At 42.7% G+C, this 23,405-nt stretch carries 15 protein-coding genes; 7 read left to right on the top strand and 8 right to left on the bottom strand.

What is annotated here, in order from left to right:
• Window positions 1–181 precede the first annotated feature (181 nt).
• From RMY31_RS17365 to RMY31_RS17385, 5 genes are all read right to left on the bottom strand, one after another.
• The gene (locus tag RMY31_RS17365; protein WP_322656675.1) at window positions 182–2,110 is read right to left on the bottom strand and encodes an ATP-binding protein; all 1,929 of its coding nucleotides are present in this window, start codon (window positions 2,108–2,110) and stop codon (window positions 182–184) included.
• 243 nt (window positions 2,111–2,353) lie between these two features.
• Window positions 2,354–3,274 (bottom strand): tetratricopeptide repeat protein, encoded by a 921-nt coding sequence (locus RMY31_RS17370; protein WP_322656676.1) that lies wholly within the window; start codon window positions 3,272–3,274, stop codon window positions 2,354–2,356.
• A 282-nt stretch (window positions 3,275–3,556) separates the two neighbouring features.
• Entirely contained in the window at window positions 3,557–3,889 is a 333-nt protein-coding gene (petJ, locus tag RMY31_RS17375) for a cytochrome c6 PetJ (RefSeq protein ID WP_322656677.1), read from the bottom strand.
• Between the two features lie 413 nt (window positions 3,890–4,302).
• On the bottom strand, window positions 4,303–4,797 hold the full coding sequence (locus RMY31_RS17380) for a GNAT family N-acetyltransferase (RefSeq protein ID WP_322656678.1): 495 nt from the start codon (window positions 4,795–4,797) through the stop codon (window positions 4,303–4,305).
• A gap of 292 nt (window positions 4,798–5,089) precedes the next feature.
• A complete protein-coding gene (locus tag RMY31_RS17385) occupies window positions 5,090–6,259 on the bottom strand; it encodes an RpoD/SigA family RNA polymerase sigma factor (protein ID WP_322656679.1) in 1,170 nt (389 codons plus the stop codon).
• A gap of 776 nt (window positions 6,260–7,035) precedes the next feature.
• On the opposite strand from RMY31_RS17385, the gene priA reads away from it, so the two are divergent.
• Window positions 7,036–9,660: a primosomal protein N' gene (gene priA / locus RMY31_RS17390; RefSeq protein ID WP_322656680.1), complete on the top strand. Its 2,625-nt coding sequence runs from the start codon at window positions 7,036–7,038 to the stop codon at window positions 9,658–9,660.
• 104 nt (window positions 9,661–9,764) lie between these two features.
• Here priA and RMY31_RS17395 read toward each other — a convergent pair whose 3' ends face one another.
• A complete protein-coding gene (locus tag RMY31_RS17395; RefSeq protein WP_409878036.1) occupies window positions 9,765–14,234 on the bottom strand; it encodes a DUF4347 domain-containing protein in 4,470 nt (1,489 codons plus the stop codon).
• A gap of 456 nt (window positions 14,235–14,690) precedes the next feature.
• On the opposite strand from RMY31_RS17395, the gene RMY31_RS17400 reads away from it, so the two are divergent.
• From RMY31_RS17400 to RMY31_RS17410, 3 genes are read left to right on the top strand one after another with little or no spacing between them, the layout of a single operon-like run.
• Window positions 14,691–16,016, top strand: coding sequence for an NAD(P)/FAD-dependent oxidoreductase (locus RMY31_RS17400; RefSeq protein WP_322656682.1), 1,326 nt, complete (start codon window positions 14,691–14,693; stop codon window positions 16,014–16,016).
• A gap of 9 nt (window positions 16,017–16,025) precedes the next feature.
• A complete protein-coding gene (locus RMY31_RS17405) occupies window positions 16,026–17,189 on the top strand; it encodes an FAD-dependent monooxygenase (protein WP_322656683.1) in 1,164 nt (387 codons plus the stop codon).
• 16 nt (window positions 17,190–17,205) lie between these two features.
• Entirely contained in the window at window positions 17,206–18,258 is a 1,053-nt protein-coding gene (locus RMY31_RS17410; protein ID WP_322656684.1) for a glycosyl hydrolase, read from the top strand.
• Window positions 18,259–18,793: 535 nt separating this feature from the next.
• On the opposite strand, the gene RMY31_RS17415 is transcribed toward RMY31_RS17410, so the two are convergent.
• Window positions 18,794–19,807 (bottom strand): AraC family transcriptional regulator, encoded by a 1,014-nt coding sequence (locus RMY31_RS17415; RefSeq protein ID WP_322656685.1) that lies wholly within the window; start codon window positions 19,805–19,807, stop codon window positions 18,794–18,796.
• A gap of 247 nt (window positions 19,808–20,054) precedes the next feature.
• Between RMY31_RS17415 and RMY31_RS17420 the strand changes: the two genes are divergently transcribed.
• Together RMY31_RS17420 and RMY31_RS17425 are read left to right on the top strand one after the other, a co-directional pair.
• Window positions 20,055–20,663: a cupin domain-containing protein gene (locus tag RMY31_RS17420; protein WP_322656687.1), complete on the top strand. Its 609-nt coding sequence runs from the start codon at window positions 20,055–20,057 to the stop codon at window positions 20,661–20,663.
• Window positions 20,664–20,774: 111 nt separating this feature from the next.
• Window positions 20,775–21,500, top strand: a complete 726-nt coding sequence (locus RMY31_RS17425; protein WP_322656688.1) for a DUF4386 domain-containing protein — start codon at window positions 20,775–20,777, stop codon at window positions 21,498–21,500.
• A 167-nt stretch (window positions 21,501–21,667) separates the two neighbouring features.
• Here RMY31_RS17425 and RMY31_RS17430 read toward each other — a convergent pair whose 3' ends face one another.
• Window positions 21,668–21,820 (bottom strand): hypothetical protein, encoded by a 153-nt coding sequence (locus RMY31_RS17430; protein WP_322656689.1) that lies wholly within the window; start codon window positions 21,818–21,820, stop codon window positions 21,668–21,670.
• 263 nt (window positions 21,821–22,083) lie between these two features.
• Between RMY31_RS17430 and RMY31_RS17435 the strand changes: the two genes are divergently transcribed.
• Entirely contained in the window at window positions 22,084–23,394 is a 1,311-nt protein-coding gene (locus RMY31_RS17435; protein WP_322656690.1) for an aminopeptidase P N-terminal domain-containing protein, read from the top strand.
• Window positions 23,395–23,405 lie beyond the last annotated feature (11 nt).

Genomic DNA, 23,405 nt, shown 5'->3' on the forward strand with positions numbered 1-23,405 from the left:
TAATGTCAAAAGACATGCTGTCATATTTCTACCAAGTGCTAACCGATAAATGAAGTAACGAGAGTATCTCTCAAATTCCCAAAATTACAGCAGAATTCAGAATTCAGAAGTAAAACACGCTCAATATCTAGCTGGAAGTGCCATATTCTGTAGTTCACTCAGTTGCAAACTGGTGTATGTATTAGGTACATCCAGTTAGGTTAGCAACTACAGTTACTAACTCGGTGGGATTGACTGGCTTGGGGACATGAAGCTGAAAGCCTGCCATTAGAGCTTGCGTGCGGTCTTCTGCTTTAGCATAAGCTGTCAGTGCGATTGCTGGAATCCGCCCTCCTTCCTCTTGGGAAAGCGCTCTGAGTTTACGAATCAGCATGTAGCCATCTTCTTGTGGCATACCAATATCGCTCACGAGTACATCAGGATGGAATTGTTGCAAAGCAACAAGTGCTTCAAGTGCAGATGCAACCGCCATGACTTGTGCGCCATACTGTCCCAGAATTGTAGTTAGCAACTGGAGGGCATCCGGCTCATCATCAACGACAAGTACTCGCAAGCCATTAAGTGTTGGCAGGCATCGATCGCAATCTTCATCACCAATCAAAGGTGAAAGCTGATTGGTATCTACAGCAGTAACTTTGAGCGGCAGATTCACAATGAAAGTTGCCCCTTGTTCGATTCCTGGACTTGCGGCACAGACTGTACCGCCGTGTAATTCTACTAAGTGGCGGACAAGTGCTAATCCTAATCCGAGTCCTTTATGCGATCGCGTAATTGAATTATCGCCTTGACGAAAGCGCTCAAACACGTAGGGTAGAAATTCAGGCGCAATTCCCCTTCCTGTATCACTCACCTGCAATTGGATGTTGGAATTAATCTGCTCCAATTGCACAGTTACTCTACCTCCGTTAGGTGTGAACTTGATAGCATTAGTGAGTAAATTCCAGACAACCTGTTGTAAGCGGTTGGCATCACCCATAACTACTCCTACTAAAGGAGAAAATCTGCATTCGATGCGAATTTCCCTAGCCTCAGCGGCTAGACGCACAGTATCAATTGCTGCTGATACAACTTGGGCAAAGTTTACCGGATAAGTATTTAAGCAGAGTTTACCCCTAATAATCTGTGAGACATCTAGGACATCTTCGATCAGTTGTGCCAGGGACTGAGTATTGCGATCGATGATTTCTAGCGCCTGAGTATTGGTAGTCTCATCAAACTTGCGACGCTTGAGTAACTGCGTCCAACCTAGCATTGCGTTTAAGGGAGTGCGGAGTTCGTGGGAGAGTGTGGCTAAAAATTCGTCCTTCATCCGGTTTGCAGCTTCTGCCTCAGCGCGTGCAGCTTGTTCGCAAGTTAGTAATTTTTCCCGTTCTTTTTTTGCCTGCTTGCGTTCGGTTAAGTCTAGACAAAATGAAATTATTTCTTCTTGACTATCTTCAGATTCCTGCAACAAAGCACCACCCATCAGAACGGAGACACAGCTACCATTTTTGTGGATGTATTCTGTTTCCAAAGGCTGAAATACCCCTGTGTTTCTCAGTTCTGCAATAGATTGCTCATTTACCTCAAGATATTCTGGTGATGTTATGTTTTGCCATCGCACTTGCCTTTTCAGCAGTTCTTCTTGTGTATAACCCACTAATTTGAGAAAGGCATCATTCGCTTTAACAATCTCACCGTTGACATTAGCTACAATTACCCCAATGATGTTGGAATCTACCAACCGTTTAAACTTGGCTTCGCTTACCTGTAGCTGTTGCTCTTTTGTATCCAAGCGCTGTTTAATACTGCGTAATTGCCTATTAAACCAACTCATGAGAATTACCACCAGCAGAAACACGCATAAATGCACGATACTGTCTATGCGATAAACATAAAACGTGAACAGTGGTTCTATAAAAAAGTAGTCGAGCGCGACAGTAGATAAAGCTGTAGCTAATAACCCTGCTTCCATGCCACCATACCAGGCACTAACCGCTACAGCGGTAAAAAATAGCATAAACATGGTTGGTGTCAGCAGTGGTCGTAGCAGCACCGATAGTAGTAATGAGATAGTAACAGTCAAAAATGCCAGGGTATAGGGTGCGAGGCGTTGGCGTGTTCTTTTCAATTTCGCTTCTCCTTGAATGCAGTTAGGCTAGCTTTAGCTAGCTCAAGAATGATTCTCCAAACTGACTAAACAATATGCTCGCTCAACACCTATCTGATACCGGGAGAATTTTTAGCAAATATTTTCAGTGATTTGAATCTGTCTATAGTAGTAAAAGCCATAAGGAGTAACAACTCGATATGGCAAACGTTATATGATGATAACAGTTTACTTTTAACTGAGTATTGTAGAGGATACAAGGTATTAGAGAAGAGCGATTTCAGTGACAAACTGTAGTTGTTGTTGCACACTTTTAAGTAAATCTAAAGTTTTTTCGTAGGCAAGCTGCTGACCTTGGTTTCCAAAGTATTCAGATGCTTTGTGTAAATCAGCGATCGCACTTTGATAATAGCCTAAGCGGTATTGAGCTAATCCCCGGTTGAGATAAGCTAGGGCATTCTTGGAGTTCAGCTTGATGACTTCTGAAAAATCGCGCACTGCACCAAAATCATCACCGTTTCTACCGTAAGCACAAGCTCGGTTAAAATAAGCTCTGTAATCTTGAGAATTGAAACGAATTGCCCGATTAAAATCGAGCATTGCTGTTTCTAAGTTGTGCAACTTTAAATGAGCTAAGCCTCGGTCGTTGTAAATATCTGTCAGAACTAAATTGGGTGTTTGGGAAATTTGAGTTAATGCTCGATTATAGTCAACGATCGCCTCTAAATAATTACCCAGCCCTGCATGGGCTACCCCTAGGTTATAGTATGCTCGAAAATCAAAGGGTTTAAGTGCGATCGCTTGATTATTATCGGCAATAGCTGCTAGATAATTCCTTTGTCTATAGTGTGCGATTCCCCGGCTCAGATATGCTTCAACGTTATTTGGTGTAAGATTTATCGCTTGAGTACAATCTGCGATCGCTTGAGGGTAATCTTGTAATTGCAGGTAAGCAAGACAGCGATCGCTATAAGCTCCAGTGAAATCTCTTTGGATTTCAATCGCTTGGTTAAAATTCTCTATTGCTTGTTGATAATTACCGCGCTGCATCTGCTCTACACCCAAATATAAGAAATCTCTTGATGTAGTTTGGGTAATGACTAGAGATGATGCCTGTGCGCTTGGAGTTAAAATAAACAGCAAAGCAATAAATACACTTAGAAAAAATTGCCACAAATCAGCCATAATACCAAAGGGGATAGGTAATGTTGTTTAGGATTCCCAAAATCGCCTCGAAGTAAAGACTCTTAATCAAAAATCCAAAATCTAAGTTGCGTTTCCAGCGCACCAAAGGTGCGACCTAAAATCCAAAATCTTGGTATATGCACCGTATTTGACAATTTCGACAGATATAAAATTAGCGGGACAAAAAGCCCCGCTAATTATTAATTATGATTGCTGATAGTTGATATTTGACTGTTAACTATCAACAATTTCAAGCAGGATAATTTATGACTTAGAGTTGCCTTACTTCCAATTTTTGTCTGCTTGTTCAAGCACGTAGGCAGCGATATCTTCAATCTGGTTCGGTTTTAGACGACCTTTGAAGGCAGGCATGGCATTTTTACCATTTGTCACTTGGGCAATAATTGCCTCTGCTGTGTTTATGCCGTACTTTTCCAAAGCATCCTTCTTCAAAGTCTTCTGAGCTTGAACCAAATTTTTACCACCTGCATGACAAGAAGCACAATTAGCACTAAAGAGTTTGGCTCCGTTGGCGGTATCTGCTAAAGCCGGACTACTGAAGGCAAATGTAAAAATTGCGATGCCCATCAGTAATACCGAAAGAATCTTTTTCATTTAGTGTTCCCTCTGCAATAAAGGCATATTCGGTAGAATAGCCACTATAATTTTGCGTTGAGCCACAGCCATAGTCAAAAGACAATCTGTCAAACTTCACCCTAAAGATGAATAAAGAATAAAAAATTGAGGATGAATGTTTTACCACTTTATAAGTAGTAGACATCAAATAAATTAAAGTTATTAGTGAGCGCTTTAGCACTAAAATACTAACTAACTGCAAAATATTTTCTGTTTAATTCCAGACTTCATCCTAGCCTGCGGCAAGCCCTACTCTTCTCCCAAGGGGAGACGCTGCGCGAATGAGAACGACTTCGTCAAACGGGTTCGGGAGTGACGCTCCTAACGTCGCTAACGCAATCGACGGGAACCGCCAAGACTGCGACTTCATTACCGCTACGCATCTACATTCTTCATTTTTTAGCCACTAATTGGGTGAGCGCCTCTTCCATAACGCGACAGATTCGCCAATCATCTAATATGGATGCTCCCATGCTGCGGTAGAATGCTTGGGCTGGTTCATTCCAATCCAACACAGTCCATTCTAACCGCCCACAATTCCTCTCTACAGCTATCTGGGCTACTTTTTTGAGCAGAGCTTTTCCAATACCTTTTCGTCGATATTCTGGTAAAACAAACACATCTTCTAGATAAATTCCTGGCTTGGTCAGAAATGTGGAATAGTTGTGGAAGAAGAGGGCAAAACCAACAGCTTGCCCTGCATATTCTGCTAATATTGCTTCGATGTACTTAGAGGAGCCAAATAAATGTTCCTTGAGTGCTAGAACATTTCCGGTTACGGCATGAGATAATTTTTCGTACTCTGCAAGCCCCTTAATTAATTCAAACAGTACATTGCTATCAGCTGGTTCAGCAAAACGTAAAATCAAATCGCTACTTGAAGTCATTAGTACATCGTCGAAAGTCTATAGTCCATAGTCTATAGCCAATTGTGTAAAGTTTTTGACTAATGACTGACTTGAATGGGTGTATGAGTGTAGAGAAAAGCCCAATTTTCATGCCTGATAGTGAAATTTTTTTATTATCATTAGGACTGCTTTCTACTTAATACCCAGATGGTGGCTTGCTGGTGGTTAGGATTAAAGATTATACAAATACTAGCCCCCTAATTTATTAAGGGAGCCAACCAACTCGTGGGTTGCTCTTATCTCAAGCCAAATAATTCAGCAGTTGTGACTTTTAAATCAACCAACCCTTTAAACGTTTGGCTATATGAGGACGGCGCAATTTCCGCATAGCTTTGCTTTGAATTTGTCTCACTCGTTCGCGTGACAAATTGAACATGTTGCCGACTTCTTCCAAAGTACAAGGTTCGCTAGTAGTCAAGCCATAACGTAGAGAAATCACGTCTTTCTCTCTTGGAGTTAGTACGTCGCCTAAGACTTCCCAAATCTCCTGACGCATCATGTTTTCGTTCATTTTTGCTTCTGGAGATAGGTTATCTTCATCTTCTAGCAAATCCATCAGTTCTGTGTCTTCTTCTTTACCGACACGGTGATTGAGGGACAGTGCTTGCCGCCGTAGTTGTTGCAGTTGGCGCAGTTGTTGGACATTAATTTCCAAAGCTTCTGCCATTTCCGCTTCGGAGGGATTACGACAGAGTTTTTGTTTGAGTTCTCGCTGTGCTTTTTTGAGTTTGTTAAGTTTTTCTACAATGTGAATTGGTAAGCGAATTGTCCGTGCATCATTAGCGATCGCTCTGGTAATTGCTTGTCTAATCCACCAGTAGGCGTAGGTAGAAAACTTGTATCCTTTATCGGGATCGAATTTTTCTGTGGCACGGTTTAAACCCATTGCTCCTTCCTGAATTAAATCCAGAAAAGGTACTCCGCGATTGAGATATCGCTTGGCAATTGATACTACCAATCTCAAGTTCGAGCGAATCATTTTGCGTTTCGCTACTCGACCTTGATATAAGCGACTTTCTAGTTGTTTCTCTGTCATGTCTAGCTGGGAAGCTACTTGTAGCTTGGTGGGTTGCTGTCCCAGTTGTGACTGCAAAGCAGCTTGTGTGTCTCTGACTTCTTCTAAAAACCGCACTCGCCGCGCTAATTCCACTTCCTCATCGGGTTTTAGCAACGGATAACGCGCCATTTCTTTAAAAAACGCGCCTACAGCATCATCATGCTCAGTTTTATTGTATCCAGAAGGTCTGGCTGCTGCCATTTCATCCCCATCGCGTTCCTCTGATTCCAGATTTTCTACAATTGGGGGTTCTTCCTCTATTACTGGTTCTAGAATATCGAGTAATTGTTCTTCATTTTCGGCAGTATTCTCCAGTATTTCCATTGTTCCCAATTCAGCAATGTTCATAGTTTCCTTTAGGGATTGTTGCTTTGTTTGGTACATAATTTTAGTGACAGCTACTTGCTTAAGCTTGGTAGTTTTCCCTAAGAAACAAATGCACCCTTTCCGCTGCAAACTATAGATTTCTGCTAATTGCTTCGCAGAAGTAAAAATCAGTTTCTAGCTGTCATTTTTTGGTTCTGCTAGATAGAACCTCTAACAAATACTGGTCTTTGCACCCAAAAACTATCTTCTCAGGTTCCAACAGATATTTTCCTTATTTTTTTATTAATACCTAAATCTGTCAAACCCCTTCAATCTTGCTCAACTTTAACAAATATAAAGAACTCAGGTAAATCTCCCCTAAATCTTAAAAAATCATGTACTTTTATAAATTTTCTAAGCTTTATATGTTGGGAGTTGTTGCAGCGATCGCGATTTTATTTTTGGGGTTCTATGTTTCTCCTAACTTTTCCTAAATGATACTAATTGAGCAATTTAATTTCTGAAATATTTTGTTTGTATAAAAGCATCTCATATACACAAAGCATTGAATATCTATCGATAGGCGGAAAAAGGCTATGCCATAGTTAGTAGATAGACACACTATTTCAGAAATAGCCGAGGAGAAAGTTTTATGTTTTATCGCGGACTTCAAATATTTATTGCACGTCTAGGTAATTGAAATTTGTCTAGTAGATTACATAACAGGAAAATTATCAAGTATTATGAAGAATAAAAGTATTGTTAAATACAGTTTACATCTCATAAAGAAAAAAGTTAGATTTGTGCAAGCAAAATCAAGAGACGAGAAACATCCATCATAAAATTTAGAAACTATGTATATTAATGGCATAAATTTACCAAATTTTATGGTTGCTGAGCCAGGGGAATCTTATCAGTCTAATGAAAATGTAAATCGCTGGGTAGAAGTGCTGGTGGACTGCCCAGGCAACTCAGGATTATTTACATACAGATTACCGATACACCTAGAAATAAAACCTGGAGATATTTTAAGTGTGCCATTTGGCGCGCAGCAGTTAGGAGCGATCGCCATTCGTTTGTTGTCAGAACTAAATGTCGATCTACCGCCAGAAAAAATTCGGGAAGTGGAAGATATCGTCAGCAAAGGTTTTTTCAAGAGCGCTTATTGGGAATTATTAAATCGAGTTGCCGCATATTACTATACACCTTTAATTCAAGTAATCCGGGTAGCATTACCACCAGGATTGCTAGGGCGATCGCAGCGTCGCATTCGTTTGTCGCGCAGAGTACAAGACCAAGAAACAAAAACACAAAAAGATAAATTCTCTCCTCCTCAACTTCTATCTTCCTTACCTTTTGTCAGTCCAACTGCACAGCAAATATTGGGACTTTTGCAAGCCCAATCGGCAGGAGACTACAGTTTTGCCTACCTGCAACAAAAAGTCAAATCTGCCTATCGAGGAGTCAGGGAGTTGTTGCGATTGGGTTTAGTAGAAAGCTACTTAGAACCGCCGCGAGCAACTCAGCCAAAACTACAAAAAGCAGTGACCTTAATCGGCACGATTGACCCAGATTTAACTATTCGCCAAAGAGAAATTTTGGAAGTCTTGCGACGACGTGGTGGTGAGGTGTGGCAAAAAGAATTATTGCAAATTTGTAACGCCAGTTCCTCTATCCTGAAGACGATGGCCGAAAAGGGCTACATTGTTATCGAGGAGAGAGAAGTATTACGAACCGAACAGAGTCCAGCATTAGCTCAAGACTATCCAAAGTCTCTAAATGCAGCGCAAGCTAACGCCTTAGCAAGTATACAAGCATTAGATGGATTTGCTCAAGTTTTGTTGCATGGGATCACAGGTTCCGGGAAGACAGAAGTATATCTGCAAGCGATCGCGCCTTTACTCAAGGAAGGCAAATCTGCCTTAGTCTTAGTGCCAGAAATTGGACTTACACCCCAATTAACAGACCGTTTCCGCGCCCGATTTGGTAATAAAGTCAGCGTTTATCACAGCGCCCTTTCCGAAGGCGAACGTTACGACACTTGGCGACAAATGCTTACAGGAGAACCTCAAGTTGTCATTGGGACTCGCAGCGCCATTTTCGCCCCATTACCCAACTTGGGCTTAATAATATTAGATGAAGAACATGACAGCAGCTTTAAGCAAGATTCGCCGATTCCCACCTATCATGCCCGCACCGTCGCCCAATGGCGAGCAGAATTAGAAAGTTGTCCCCTGGTGTTAGGTTCCGCTACGCCTTCATTGGAGAGTTGGGTGAGCGTGAAGATGCAGGAGGCAGGAGGCAGAAGTCGGAAGTCGGAAGTCGGAAGTCGGAAGTCAGAAGTTTTATCTCCCCCTGCCTCCCCTGCTCACTATCTCTCCCTTCCCGAACGCATCAACTCGCGCCCTTTACCACCGGTGGAAGTGGTGGATATGCGGCAGGAGTTGCAGGAGGGAAATCGTTCTATATTTAGTAAGTCGCTACAAGCAGCTTTACAACAGCTGCAAGAAAGACGACAACAGGGGATTTTATTTATCCATCGGCGGGGACACAGTACCTTTGTCTCTTGCCGCAGTTGTGGATATGTATTGGAATGTCCTCACTGTGATGTGTCGCTATCGTATCACCATACTGAAGAAGGAGCGCCGCAATTATTGCGCTGTCATTACTGTAACTATGGGCGATCGCATCCGCAATACTGTCCTGAATGCAGTTCTCCTTACCTGAAATTCTTTGGTAGCGGCACTCAGCGAGTCGCACAGGAATTAGCACGGCAGTTCCCGCAGTTGCGTTTCATCCGCTTTGATAGCGATACCACCCGCAACAAAGGCGCACACCGCACTTTACTCACTCAGTTTGCCAACGGCGAAGCTGAATTATTAGTAGGTACGCAAATGCTCACTAAAGGTTTGGATTTACCCCAAGTTACACTTGTCGGCGTTGTCGCTGCTGATGGACTATTGCATCTATCAGATTATCGTGCCAGCGAACGAGCATTTCAAACTTTGACTCAAGTAGCTGGACGTGCTGGCAGAGGCGACGATCCGGGTAGAGTTATTGTACAAACTTACACCCCAGAGCATTCGGTAATTGAAGCGGTGCAAGGTCACGATTATCAATCTTTCTCTCAAACTGAATTAGAACAACGGCAAGCACTCAATTACCCGCCATACGGACGGTTAATTTTGTTGCGCTTGAGTAGTCTCGATCCCATTCAAGTGCAGAATACAGCGCAAACAATTGCCACAGCTTTGAGTACAAACGAAGGATTTGAGATATTAGGCCCTGCGCCAGCTAGTATTGTGCGGGTGGCTAACCGTTATCGCTGGCAAATTTTACTGAAGTTTGCCCCTGATGCACTGCCACAATTACCTGATTGGGAAGAAGTGCGTAGACGCATAGCGGCTTGTCGTGAGACATCGCTTTGTCCCCCATCTGTTAGTTTGACAATAGACGTAGACCCATTAAATATTATGTAATTTTATTGTTTTGATAAGTTTGATAGTTTTCTTGGAGTAGAAGAATGAGAAACCCGGTTGAGCTAATCAACCGGGTGTGTTTACGCTATTGATGCCGTACTTTACTAGTAAGTTACGAAATGGCTAGCATTTAAAGTTGATGCCTGAATTCCGGTTAACAGAGCAAGACTTTCGCTGTTAGCAGTAATACTAATCAAGGTATCATTCATACTTTGAGTAATAGACAAACCTGAATAAGTCAAACCACCTGATAGAGCAATCAAATCTTCACTGATGTTGAAGTCATTGATAGTATCTTTACCTTCACTTTTGGCAAGCACAAATATATCATTACCTGCACCCCCTGTGAGATTATCACTACCTACACCACCGTAAAGCTGATCGTTTCCAAGTCCGCCAACAATCGTGTCATTACCAGCAAAGCCAAAAATCAAATCGTCTGAATTAGTTCCCGACAATGGGTTATCATTATTGGCTGAACCTGTGATAATGCTATTAATTTGGTTGCCACTTTTAATGTTAACGACCTCAACATCGTTAACGTTGAAATTACTATATTTGGTATCACTACTCACTGCATTGCTAGTAATGATTTTGTAGGCAATATTGTCATCTGCAATGCCATCATTAACGCCTGTAACTGTGATGATTTGCGCTGTATTCCAGTTAGCTGGGGTAAAGGTAACACTAGAAGCTGAAATAGTACCTTCACTCGACTTGGAACTACTCAAATTTATGGTGACATCAGCAGTGGGTTGGTTAGTGAGTTGGATGCTGAAGTTAGCGGTGCCACCATTTTCGGTAGTTACTAATCCAGTTGCGGGGGATATAATGATACGCGTTGTATCGTTGTCAGTAATCGTACCAATAGCTTGGTTATCAGTAAAGGTAACATTGGGATTGCTAAGATTGACAAAAAACTGCTCGCCGGATTCAACAAATATATCATCGAGAATCGGCACGGTAATTGTTTGAGTGGTAACTCCAGGGTCGAAAGTGAGAGTACCTGAGACTGGAGTGTAATCAACGCCTGCGATCGCAGTATCATCAGTTGTGTTGTAATTGACTTTGATTGTTTGGGTACTGGCTTTAGAGAGTTTGACGCTAAAAACCATATTGCCGCTATTTTCGCTGCCACTTATTGCTGCAATGGAAATAGTGGGATCGTCGTCAGTAATCGTACCAATAGCTTGGTTATTAGTAATGATGACATTGGAATTACTAAGATTGACAAAAAAGCGCTCGCTAGATTCAGCTGCTAAATCGTCAAGAATCGGTACGGTGATTGTTTGAGTGAGATCTCCAGGGTTGAAAGTGAGGGTACCTGTGACTGGGGTGTAATCATCGCCTGCGATCGCAGTATCATTACTTGTGGTGTAATCGACTGTGATTGTTTGGCTACTGGCGTTAGAGAGTTTGACGGCAAAAACAAGATTCCCGCTGTCTTCCTTGCCATTGATACTTATTGGTACAAAGGAGATAGTAGGTGGGTTATCATCATTATTTATGGTGATTGTACCAGGAGCGATCGCAACTGTTTGCTTAGGGTAACTCAGATTCAGATTAATGGTTTCATCAAGTTCGGTGACCTTATCGCCTACAACATTTAATGTAATATTCTTTGTTATTTCCCCAGGGGCAAAAACTATAGATCCAGATACACCACTTGTTACGCCTTCAATTTTAAGAGTATTGTAATCACTGTTAAAAATCGCCGTGCCATCCAAAACATAATTTACGCTGGTCGCAACGCTAGTATCGCCACTGCGAGTAACGGTGAAACTGACAGGTTGCGTACCACTATTACCTTCAGTCACAGTTGGGGTATTAGTTGAAATAGCGTAATTGACATTAACAGGAGCAAAGTTAGTATTCCCAATGTGATTTAAAGGTTGACCAGCCAAGTCTGCCAGTGATGTGTCCGTATCAGTACCTAATATCAAATTCGGTGCTGTTCCACTAGGTAAACTCGCTACCCAATCTGAGGCTGCTGAACCTGTAGTGTTACCCGAGCGTCCTACATATCCAGCAATAAATGAAGTGTCAACAACTGTGGCATTCATTGGAACTAAACCGGCAGAATCTTTTCTGAATACAATATTGCTATAAGCTTTGTCTGTAGCTCCCCCATCTAAAACCGCAACTGAATCCAGCAAATTCCAACTTGAGTAGACAGCACCATCAGCAGTGCCATCGTTATTTAAGTCAATATCACTGCTCAGGGTGGGTGCAGTGGCAGTTTGAATCAAGAAAAAGCTAACAGACCCATTTTCGATGTCGGCTGCACCTGTATGATTGAGTGAACTTAAGGTTCCGCTTCCCCATCCCGCTCCAGTTCCAGTATTAGTTATTACATTGGCACCAGGGTTGGCTGTATAAGTACTACCTTTTTGCAGAAGAACCAGCAATCCATTACTACCAAACTGCTTACCAGATAAATCAAAAATATCTTGAACAGCACCAGGGTTAGTACTATAGTCACCCTCAATCCCAACTAAATAAGTTCCAGGTGCTATAGCTGTATCGGGAGTGCCACGCAGTTCGATGTATTCTTTTGAAGTATCTGTACTTGGGGGATCGAACAGAATTTCATTGATGAATATCGGTTTACCACTGACGTAATCAGCAATATTCAGAGTAGTTTTAGTATTTGCTCCTTCAGTAACCCCCGTTAATGTGCCGAAGTTGAGTACAACTGTTTCGTTATTCTCAAATTCATTAGTATCTGATTTAATGGTGAAAGTGATTTGTTGGGTTAAATTTGAGCCTGTTGCCCCAGCAAGAAAAGTAAGGCTTGTAGAGGAAATAGTGTAATCGCTGCCATTAGTAGCAGTGCTACTGCCATTGATGACAATGGGGATTGTGACGTCAGTATCGGGAGTGCTATCTAAGGTAACAGAAATAGATATCTTATTACCAGTACTACCTTCTGCGGTATAATAGGCAGCTTTACCAAAGCTGACTTTTGGTAACACAGGGTCTAAATTACTAGCATTGAGTAGCACTGAAACGTCTTTGGATTCATAGTTAGCCACCGCTAAGTCAAAGTTGCTGTCTTTGTCGAAGTCTCCCATTGCCACGGAAGTAGGATTGGTTCCCACGTTAAAGTTAGTAGCAGTTCCAAAACCACCGCTGCCATTGCCCAAAAGCACTGAAACGTTGTTGGATTCAAAATTAGCCACCGCTAAGTCGGAGTTGCCGTCTCTGTTGAAGTCCCCCAGTGTCGCAGAAATGGGACTGCTTCCCACCTCAAAGTTAGTGGCAGTTCCAAAACCACCACTGCCATTGCCTAACAGTATTGAAACGTTTTTAGATTCTGTATTCACTACGGCTAAATCAGATTTGCCGTCTTTGTTGAAGTCCCCCACCACCGCAGAATTGGGAGCGCTTCCGACGCTAAAATTGGTGGCAGCCCCAAAACCACCATTGCCATTGCCCAACAGCACTGAAACGTTGCTGGAGTCTGGATTCACCAACACTAAGTCAGATTTGCCGTCATTGTTGAAGTCTGCCACTGTTACATAAATGGGAGCGCTTCCCACGTTAAACGGAGTGGCAGTTCCAAAACCACCAATGCCATTGCCCAACAGTACTGAAATATTGTTGGAGCCATAGTTAGCCACTACTAAGTCAGATTTACCGTCATTGTTGAAGTCTGCTATTGCCACAGAGGTGGGATTGGTTCCCACGTTAAACTGAGTGGCAGATCCAAAACTACCACTGCCATTGCCCAAAAGCACTGAAACGTTGTTGGAGTCATAGTTAGCCACCACTAAGTCAGATTTGCCGTCATTGTTCAAGTCTCCCACTGTCACGAAAAAGGGACTGTTTTTTACGTCAAAGTTGGTAGCAGTCCCAAAACCACCAGTGCTTTTGGCCAAAAATACTGAAACTTTGCCGATGTCATAGTTAGTTACGGCAAAGTCAGAGTACCCGTCATTGTTGAAGTCACCCACTGCCACGGAACGGAGATTGCCTACTACGCTAACGTTAGTAGCAGGTGCAAATAAAGAGGGTAAAATTGAGCGGTAAGTCTTCGTTACCTCTGGTGTTAAGGCTAAATCTGACTCAATCTCGCCAATCTTCACTTCTAAATCCCAGTCACCCCCCAACTCGGCATTACCTGTGATGTCATCAGAAGCTGCCACATCTGCGCCAGTAATTTGGCTTAGACGCTGTACAAAAGCTCGATCAAAAGCTGCCACATTGCAAGCGTAAAGCAGAATATCGGCATTATCTGTTAAATAATTTCTCCACTGTTGCAACTGATTAGTGTAGGAGTTTAAATTGTTGGCATTGAGTTGGGTTGCTCCTATTTGCAAACTACCTTCGCTGCCGTGGGAGATAATTTGAACTGATTGGTATTCACCACCCTGCAAAGCTTGAGTGATTTGTTCTACTCCATCTCTGGTGGAGTCAAGTATTACTACACTAGTGCCAGGTTGTATGCCAGCAATCAAACTTTCGTAGCCTACAACTGCTCGATCGATAAAAATAATATTGAGATTTGGCATTTGTAATTCCTGTTCAAAATTTGTTTGGATTTTAGAAGTTTTGTGTTTTCGTTGTTGCACGATGATTATTGTTGGCAACTCGAAACTAATGATTTCAATCTCACAGCACTAAATGGAAAGCGAATGCTTAGACATACGCTTTCGTACCTAAATTGAATTGGTAATTTATAACCTCTTTTTATTGAGGTAAAGCAGAAAAAATACTATGATTACTCGGTACAAATTTATGCAAAAAACACAAGAATTTCTACTGTAGTATTACTGGAATAACTTAAATATACTGAAAATTTTAATTAGTACTTAAAACAACTATAAAAATCAGTGTTTTCTCGTAAAAAAATCCGAGATTTACTAAAAGATTTCAGGAACTCGAAGAAATAAAATAAACTTGTTTGAAGTTGTCAGCGATCGCTCCTTTCTTATATCTGTCAACCTGACGATTGATGTAAATGTTTGAAAGATTGTGTAATCATGAGTTGCGGAATCACAGACTGTCAGAGTCTTTAGGTAGAAGAAATGATTAAAAAAGTAGTTATTGTTGGTGCTGGGCCTAGCGGACTTCTGCTTGCTCATTATTTGTTGCGTCGTGGCGATCGATATCAAATCGACATTTATGAACGTCGCAGCGATCCCCAGACTATCTCATTCTCCAAATCCAGAACCTATCCTATCTCTCTTAACGAAAGGGGAATGAGCGCCTTGAGACAAATTGAAGGTTTAGAGGAACCAATCAAGGCAGTAAGTGTGGAGATGACTGGAACGGTTTTTCACCAAACAAATGGCAAGACAAGATTTACGCCTAGAAAAAAACCTTTAGTTACTCTTGACCGCACTAACTTAGTAATTGTGCTATTAAAACAATTGAGCCAAAAGTACGACAATAACCGATTACAAATCCATTTCGACTGCCCATGCACTGCTGTAGATTTTGTAGCTAAGAATGTTACATTTCAAAGTGTTTTGGCAGAGTCATCTATAGAAATTCCCACTAAAAAAGAATTCACTATTGATTATGATCTGTTAGTTGGTGCGGACGGTTCTCGTTCTGTAGTCAGAGAAGGTTTTTTTTCCACAAAACTTTTTGAGTGTGAAGCTAAATACTACCCTACTGATTACAAATCAATTTTTCTGGATAATGCCAATAACTCAAATATTCATCTGAAATCAGACAATATTCACACTTGGAGACTAGATGACGGCACACTCATGGTGGCACTAAATCAAGTAGATGGAACAATGAGTGGAGCAATCAACTTTCCCCGTGAAAAAAATCAGGTGGCTGGTCTTTCTAGTGCAAAAGAAGTACTTAAATTCTTTCAAGATCATTTCCCTGTAATTGGTCAGGTGATGACTGAAGAGGAAGCAGAAGCTTTTTTAAATAGACCAATATCTAGAATTTTAACAATTCGCTGTAACCGTTATCATCAAAGTGACAGCGTGCTGCTTATGGGAGATGCTGCTCATGCTGTATCGTCCTCGATTGGTCAAGGTTGCAATGCCGCACTTGAAGATGTTGTTGTTTTTGACAATCTTTTAAACGAGTATAACGACGATTTAGCTGATGCTCTCGAACAATTTACTGTTCGCCGTCAGCCAGATGGTTACGCCTTAGTAGAACTAGGAGACTATGCTTTTCCCTCATCTACCAAATTATTTGTTGAGTTTATTTTAAGAGAGTTCCTTGCCAAAACTTTGCACCGACTATTTCCCAAATTTTTCCCACCTTCACTAATCGATTTGATATTTGAAACTACAGTTCCCTATTCAGAAATTTTGAACTCATACAAAGGTTGGGTATCCAAAGTCAAAAAATCAAGTATTCTTGCAGCGGAACAGGAGTAGTTCTAAATCATGCTGAAAAAAGTAGCTATTATCGGTGGTGGACTTGGTGGTTTAGCAGTAGCGATCGCACTTCATAAGCAAGGCATCAACGCCCAAGTCTACGAAAAAGCACGCTTTTTACACTCAGTTGGTGCTGGTCTAAGTATTGTACCAAACGGCTTGAATAGTCTCGAAGCAATTGCTCCTGGCATCACCGAGTCACTAAAGGGCGCAGGTAGCCAAACTCAGATGCTGACCTTGAAAAAAAGCACTGGCGAGATGATTGCTCAAAAAGCTGTCACCCTCATGGAGAAATATGGGCAGCCAATGTTGTTGATTCGGTGGTCGCGTCTGCAAGAGATTCTCGCCTCTGCACTGCCACCTGAAACTATCCATCTCGATCGTCGATGCATTGGCTTTGAGCAAAATGATAAAGGTGTCGAAGTCTACTTTGATGGCAGAGATAAAGTACAGGCAGACTTATTAATCGGTGCTGATGGCTTAAACTCAGCAGTCAGACAGACAATGATTGGTGATGGAGAGCCTTGCTATGCTGGTCGTATGTCTTGGCGTGCTGTTCTTAAATACAGCCACGAAATGCTACCTGCCAACGAAGTCATGTCAATGACAGCACCCGATGGCAAAATTTTTGGGTTCTTTGATTTGGGTAGCGGATACATGTTTTGGGCTGCTACGTCGCTATGGCCAGACGAATCTATTATCCATACTGGCGATGCTAAGTCCCGCGTTCAAGAAAAGTTCTTGAATTGGGCACAACCAGTGCAAGCGATTCTTAAAGCAACAAATGCTGAGGACATTGTAGAACGACCAATATGCGACAGACCGCCATTGCAAAACTGGAGCCAAGGCAGGGTAACGCTTTTGGGTGATGCCGCCCATCCAATGGTGCCATTATTAGGGCAAGGAGCAAATACAGCGTTTGAAGATGCCTGGGAACTTTCTCAGCACCTTTGCCATGCCCCCAGTATTACCGACGCTCTTGTTAGCTACGAAAATAGTCGCAAACCCCGTACACAAATCATTCAGATTCGCAACGCAGTACAGGCAAACCGCTCTTATAAAGCTGATAGTGAGACATATCTTCGCGGTATGTTGGAGAAAGCGCAAGTAAGCGATCGCGAATTTGAGGAATGGCTTTATAACTACAAACCATCTGTGGCAGCTTATACATAAAGCTAAATTGTAGATTATGAGTCACGAACACATGAATCAACCTGGACTTGTCTTGGCACCAGGACCAGAAGGCTGGTGGGACTCCGAACGAGTTTCTTCACCACATGTATTGCACTGTCCCGATGGAACTTGGAAGATGTGGTATTACGGTCGGGATGCCTCGTTTGATAGACAGATTAATTTGCCAACTGGTCGCTGTGGTTTAGCAATTTCCGCAGATGGAATTCACTGGCAACGCGTACAAGGACCATTAACGATGGGCGCTGTGTTTGAGCCTCACCCCGATCCTAATCGGTTTGACTCAGCCCATGTCGGTGTGAGCAATGTACACTTCCACAATAATCTTTATTGGATGTGGTACTTTGGTGGCGATCGCACGGTTGTTGATTTGGGAAAGTTTAAAGCTAAAGGATTAAATATGCGCCCTGGGTGTGCTATCTCGCGTGATGGCGTGAATTGGGTACGGCTGGAAAGCATTTATCAAGGAGCTTTTCTCGATTTGGGTAAGCCGGGGGAGTTTGATGCACTGTTCTGCGCGTGGCCCCAAGTGCTACCTGATGATGATGGAACTTGGAAATTGTACTACCACACCTTAAACCCGGATAAAGGATTCTTAGTTGGCTTAGCCTTATCCCCCGATGGTTTGCGTTGGGAGAAAGTCGGTCAGATTTTGGGGCCAGGTGAATCTGGCAGTTTTGATGAGAGAGGCATTGGTACTCGCACTGTCCTCAAAATAAATGGACAGTACGTAATGTTTTACGAAGGTGTTAACACCAGTGGTTATCACTCCATTGGTCTAGCTATTTCTGACGACGGTATTCATTGGCAAAAAGATAAAGGCGAGCAACCCGGAGGCGCTGTGTTTTCTCATGCCCAAAAGGGTTCTGGGCGTTGGGATGCACGGGCAATAGGCACGCCTTGTGTAGTGCCAATGGACGATGGTAGTTTCCGTATGTACTACATTGGCGCTAACGAAGGCGGACATGATGAGCTTTCGTCACAGCATCAGATTGGTTTGGCTGTGAGTGCTGGAGCTAATTTTCGCCAATGGCATCGCTGGGGTGAGTGAGAAGTGCTGAGTGTTTAGCAGCATCTAGGCTTAACTCTTTGAGATTGAGTTGATTGATTTCGCATTCAATTGCTTGAGAGGTAAAGGTTCAGCGCTCAACCAACCATAAGCCAAGACTACTTACCTTTTGGGAACACGGCTTTAGCTATACACGCTGTTTTGTTCAGGTACAGGAGGTATTTCTTGGGAGTGTAAGCACATATACTTTTCTCCACAGGTATTTCTTCTAGTTTATTGATTATTTGAGCAGCTAACTTAATTTTTTCTTCCCCGTGTAATACACTGTAGGTTTGCTCTTTCTAATCATGTAATACACGGTAAATCTGCTATTTTTTTGTTAAGCAATATTTCGCCAACGGTATCAGAACTTTGGTCAATGGGATACAGGGTTGTTCCCTTTACCTGTTGGGGTGCAGCTGAGTCTATTTTAGTGAACCCTAAAACAGGTTTGCTCTATGTTGCTCTATGGTGTTAACGATAGCCGTAAGCCAGCAGGGAGAGCGCTGGCTTATTAGAGACAAAAACCTTACACTAACTAGACTCGGTAAGTTCTTGGTGTTTGTCCTGTCCAGCGTTTGAAAGCACGGTGAAAGGCACTAGGTTCAGAAAAACCCAGCAGAAAGGCGACATCGTGAATCGGAGTATTTGGGTTTTTCAAATGGCGCAGGGCTAGTTCTTTGCGGGTATCATCTAGAAGTTGCTGGTAAGATGTACCCTCGGCTTGTAATTCTCGCTGCAACTGGCGGACGCTGATAGCCAAACTACGAGCGATCGCTTCTATTGATGGCAGTTCCCCTTTTAAATTTTGGGCGATCGCCTGTACAACTTGTCTAGTGTAATCATCTTGTCGATTCATGGCATCAAGCATCGCTTCTGCATGTTGCTCAAAAACCGAAAGCAAGCTGGCATTTGCCGATAGTACCTGCCACTTGAGACAATTGGCATCGAAAATAATGCGATTCGTTGGCATCGAGAAATGCAAGCCTGTCCCAAAGATGCGATCGTGTTCGGCAGTATCGGCAGGACGTGGATATTGAAACCAAACAGCATGGGGATAAAGTACGTTTCCTGTCAGTGTTTGGGTTGCTTTCATCAGTGAGGCAAAAGTGCTGTCAACTGCATATCGAGGTTGTTCTAATAGATAATTTTTTAAATCGTCTACAATATCGCAATCACAGAATACCATTCCATCAGATACAGAAAAGTGAATATAAGCTCCCTGACTAAACAAATGGGTGTAGCGAGAAAGTTTTTCTAAGACTTCTTCAAAAGTTTGGCAATTGACCAATACATAACCAACGATACCAAACGTCGCTAGATTAAAGACCTCACCTAAGTGTAAGCCAAGATTTTCATCACCTGTGCGTTTAACCGCTTCTCGCCATACTGCACTATGCAGCGTTCCAGAAATCCGGCGATCGGGCATTGTTAATAAAGCAGGTTCAATCCCAACAGCAGTGCAGAGGCGATCGGAATCGACCCCATATCTCGCCGCCGCATATTGGACAATGCCTCGCGTGATGTAGACGGAGAAGGTAGCTTCTTTCATGCGCTTTGCGTGGACGGGAATTGGGTATTGAAGACAAGCGAAGAGATAACTCCTGTACAGACGCGATTAAGCGCGTCGCGACTCCCGCACTCTCGAACGGCACAATCGGTCAACTTATTGGCGGGACGTGTCAATTCAGAACATAGCAGAAAAAATATTCTGGAAATGTAGTCAAGCAGCAATGCATCAGACAAAGACACAGCGGTTGAGATGCATTGACATTGTAACCAAAAGGAGATTTCCCAAGATGAAACCGATGAATGTACAAACTCACTCCAACACATCGATCGCAACAGCTGCTGTACAACCAGAATTGATTATAAATCCTGTAACTGGCGATCGCATGACTATCCTGCATTCGACTAATGAAAGCGCTGGCACCTATGTAAAAATATGTTTTGACTTACCCCCAGGAGCGAAAGGTAGTCCACTACACTATCACCCCAACATGAATGAAACATTTACAGTGCTGAGGGGTTGCCTGGAAATGGAAATCGGTCGCAAGGGAAACCGACGCACACTAAAGGCAGGAGAAAGTCTGCGGGTTCCTGCTGGGGTACAGCATAGTTTTTGCAATATCTCTAACGATTGGGTCACGTTTACGAGTGAAAATCAGCCCCCAGGACAGTTTGAACAATTTATCAGAGGCATGTACGGTCTGGCAATTGATGGCAAAGTTAATGGCGAGGGTATGCCAACTAATCTGCTGCACTTTGCTTTATTGCTGAAGAAAGCAGACACAATCTTGGTTGGGCCACCGCTGTTTGTACAAAAGCTACTGGTTAACACCCTAGTACAAATAGCTAACTGGGTAGGGGTAGAGCGATCGCTCCTCAAGTACTGGAATAACAAATAACAAAGATGTTCTTGGGACTGGGGATTAGGAAGAATTTGTTTCCCTATTTCCCCTACACCCACTTTCAAGGATTATTTGCGATCGCATTAACACTATTAGGAGAAAAATTCGATGAACCGCTTGCAACTAGCCAGAGCCACGGGTATTTTGTTCGTTTTTCTAGTTGTGCTACTGAATATACCTTACACACTGCTGATTCAAAATTTTGAGTATGATGATATTCTTCGTAAGCCTACTGACTACGTTTTAACTCAGTTTCATGCAGGCGGAGCAGAATTAATTTTCACTTGGTTTGTCTTTGGACTAGCAGCATTGTTATTTATTCCTGCAAGTATGCTTCTGCACAAAGTAATTGGACGCGATGATACTCCTTATCTGACAACTGCCACCGTAATGGGCGCACTTTCCGGCATACTTCAATCTGTTGGGTTAATGCGCTGGGTGTTTGTGATTCCTGTGTTGGCAGATTTATACACGTCAACTACCAGCGCAACGACACGCGAGGCAGTGGTTGTCGTCTACCAAGCAGTCCATCAATATGGTGGTGTTGTAATTGGCGAACATCTAGGACAAACGTTGCTAGTTTGCTGGACACTGGGGGTAGGACTGGCAATACTGCGATCGCCCTTATTCAAATCCTGGGTTGCTTGGTTGGGATTGGTAACTATACCGTTGTTACTCTTGGGGCAAAGTGAGCTATTAGCCACGGTAATGCCCACTATGCCCGTGCTAAAAACCACCCCTATAGGATTTATGATGTGGGAAGTTTGGTTACTTGTTGTGGGAATCTCTCTACTGCGAGTACCTAGTCAACGACTTGCACTAGTAGCAAAGTAAGTTTAGCAATGATGTGGGTAATGCGATCGCTCTCTGATTGAATACGGAGGGCAATTTACCGTGTCATATTATTCTGTTTATTTCTGCGTGTCTAAATTTATTCCACTATTATGGAACGCCTGTAATTTTAGTCTACATAGTCCTTTGTAATTTCAAGATTAGCAGCGTTATCTGAAACGATTGGGCGATGCATTTATCTCAAGAATATCCTCAACTTGAAAATTGCTCTTAGCGATCGGACATTTGCCATCTATGTCAAGAATGTCTTTGACCTGCAAATCATTTGGCTCGACTGGGCGATTTCCGTCTAAAGTTAGCATGTTATGCTCCTAAAAATTGCTCTTAGCAATCGAGCGTTGACCATCTATGTCAATTATTTTTTCAGAATAATTTTCATTGTTTACGATTGGGCGCTGACCATCTATCGCTCTTGTTAGGACGATATCAAGCAGCAACTGCTAGTAAAATAAACACAGATTGCCTCAAATAACTTTCAACAGTAACTATCTATAAAAATTGTAATATGTGCAATCTGTAGTTAGCAAACGTTAAGAATCAACATAATTTGAGATATAAAGTAGCTATGCAAGCAGAATATCGGCAACGTCGCGAGCAGTTAATGGCAAAAATTAGTAATGGCACAGCCATTTTTCGCAGTGCGCCAATGGCAGTGATGCACAACGATGTCGAATACGCTTATCGCCAAGATAGTGATTTTTTCTATCTGACTGGTTTTAATGAACCTCAAGCAGTGGCGGTGTTAGCGCCGCATCATGCAGAACATCGGTTTGTGCTGTTTGTCCAACCCAAGGATAGAGAAAAGGAAGTTTGGACTGGTTATCGCTGTGGAGTAGATGCAGCAAAGGAAATTTATGGTGCAGATGAAGCTTACCCCATCACGGAACTGGATGAAAAGTTGCCACAATATTTGGAAAAAGCCGATCGCATTTACTATCATTTAGGACGCGATCGCAGTTTTAATGACCAAATTTTGGGGCATTACCAGCGGTTACTGCAAACTTATCCCAAACGCGGCACAGGGCCAATTGCCATTGAAGACACCGGGCCAATTCTCAGTAGCATGAGACTAATCAAAAGTGAAGCTGAGTTGGAATTGATGCGGCAAGCTGCGGCGATCGCTATTGAAGCACACAATCACGCACGGGAATTCGCCGCGCCTGGACGTTATGAGTACGAAATCCAGGCAGAAATAGAACACATCTTTCGCCTACGGGGTGGAATGGGGCCAGCTTATCCTTCAATTGTGGCTTCCGGTGTCAACGCCTGCGTCCTGCACTACATTGAGAATGTGCGTCAGATACAGGATGGGGACTTGCTGCTAATTGATGCTGGTTGTGCTTACAGTTATTACAACTCCGATATTACCCGGACATTTCCGGTAGGGGGTAAGTTTACGCCAGAACAAAAGACATTGTACGAAATTGTTTTAGAAGCACAGAAACAGGCGATCGCTCAAGTGCAACCAGGGAATACATTCAAATCAGTTCACGATACCGCAGTGCGCGTCCTAACTGAAGGCTTAGTGGAACTGGGTATCCTCAAAGGCGAAATTGACAAGTTAATAGAAGAAGAAAAATACAAGCCATATTACATGCACCGCACCAGTCATTGGTTAGGCTTGGATGTCCATGATGTGGGTGTTTACCAACACGGTGAGGACAAACCACAGATTTTACAACCCGGTCAAATTCTGACAGTGGAACCAGGACTTTATATTGTCCCAGATACGAAACTAGCAGAAGACCAGCCAGAAACCGATCCCCGCTGGGTTGGCATTGGGATTCGTATTGAAGATGATGTGTTAGTTACATCTAATGGACATGAAGTATTAACTGCTGGCGTTCCCAAAGAAGTAGATGAAGTGGAGAGATAAGCTAGTATTGC

Source organism: Dendronalium sp. ChiSLP03b, from assembly GCF_034531165.2.
GTDB lineage: Bacteria > Cyanobacteriota > Cyanobacteriia > Cyanobacteriales > Nostocaceae > Dendronalium > Dendronalium minutum.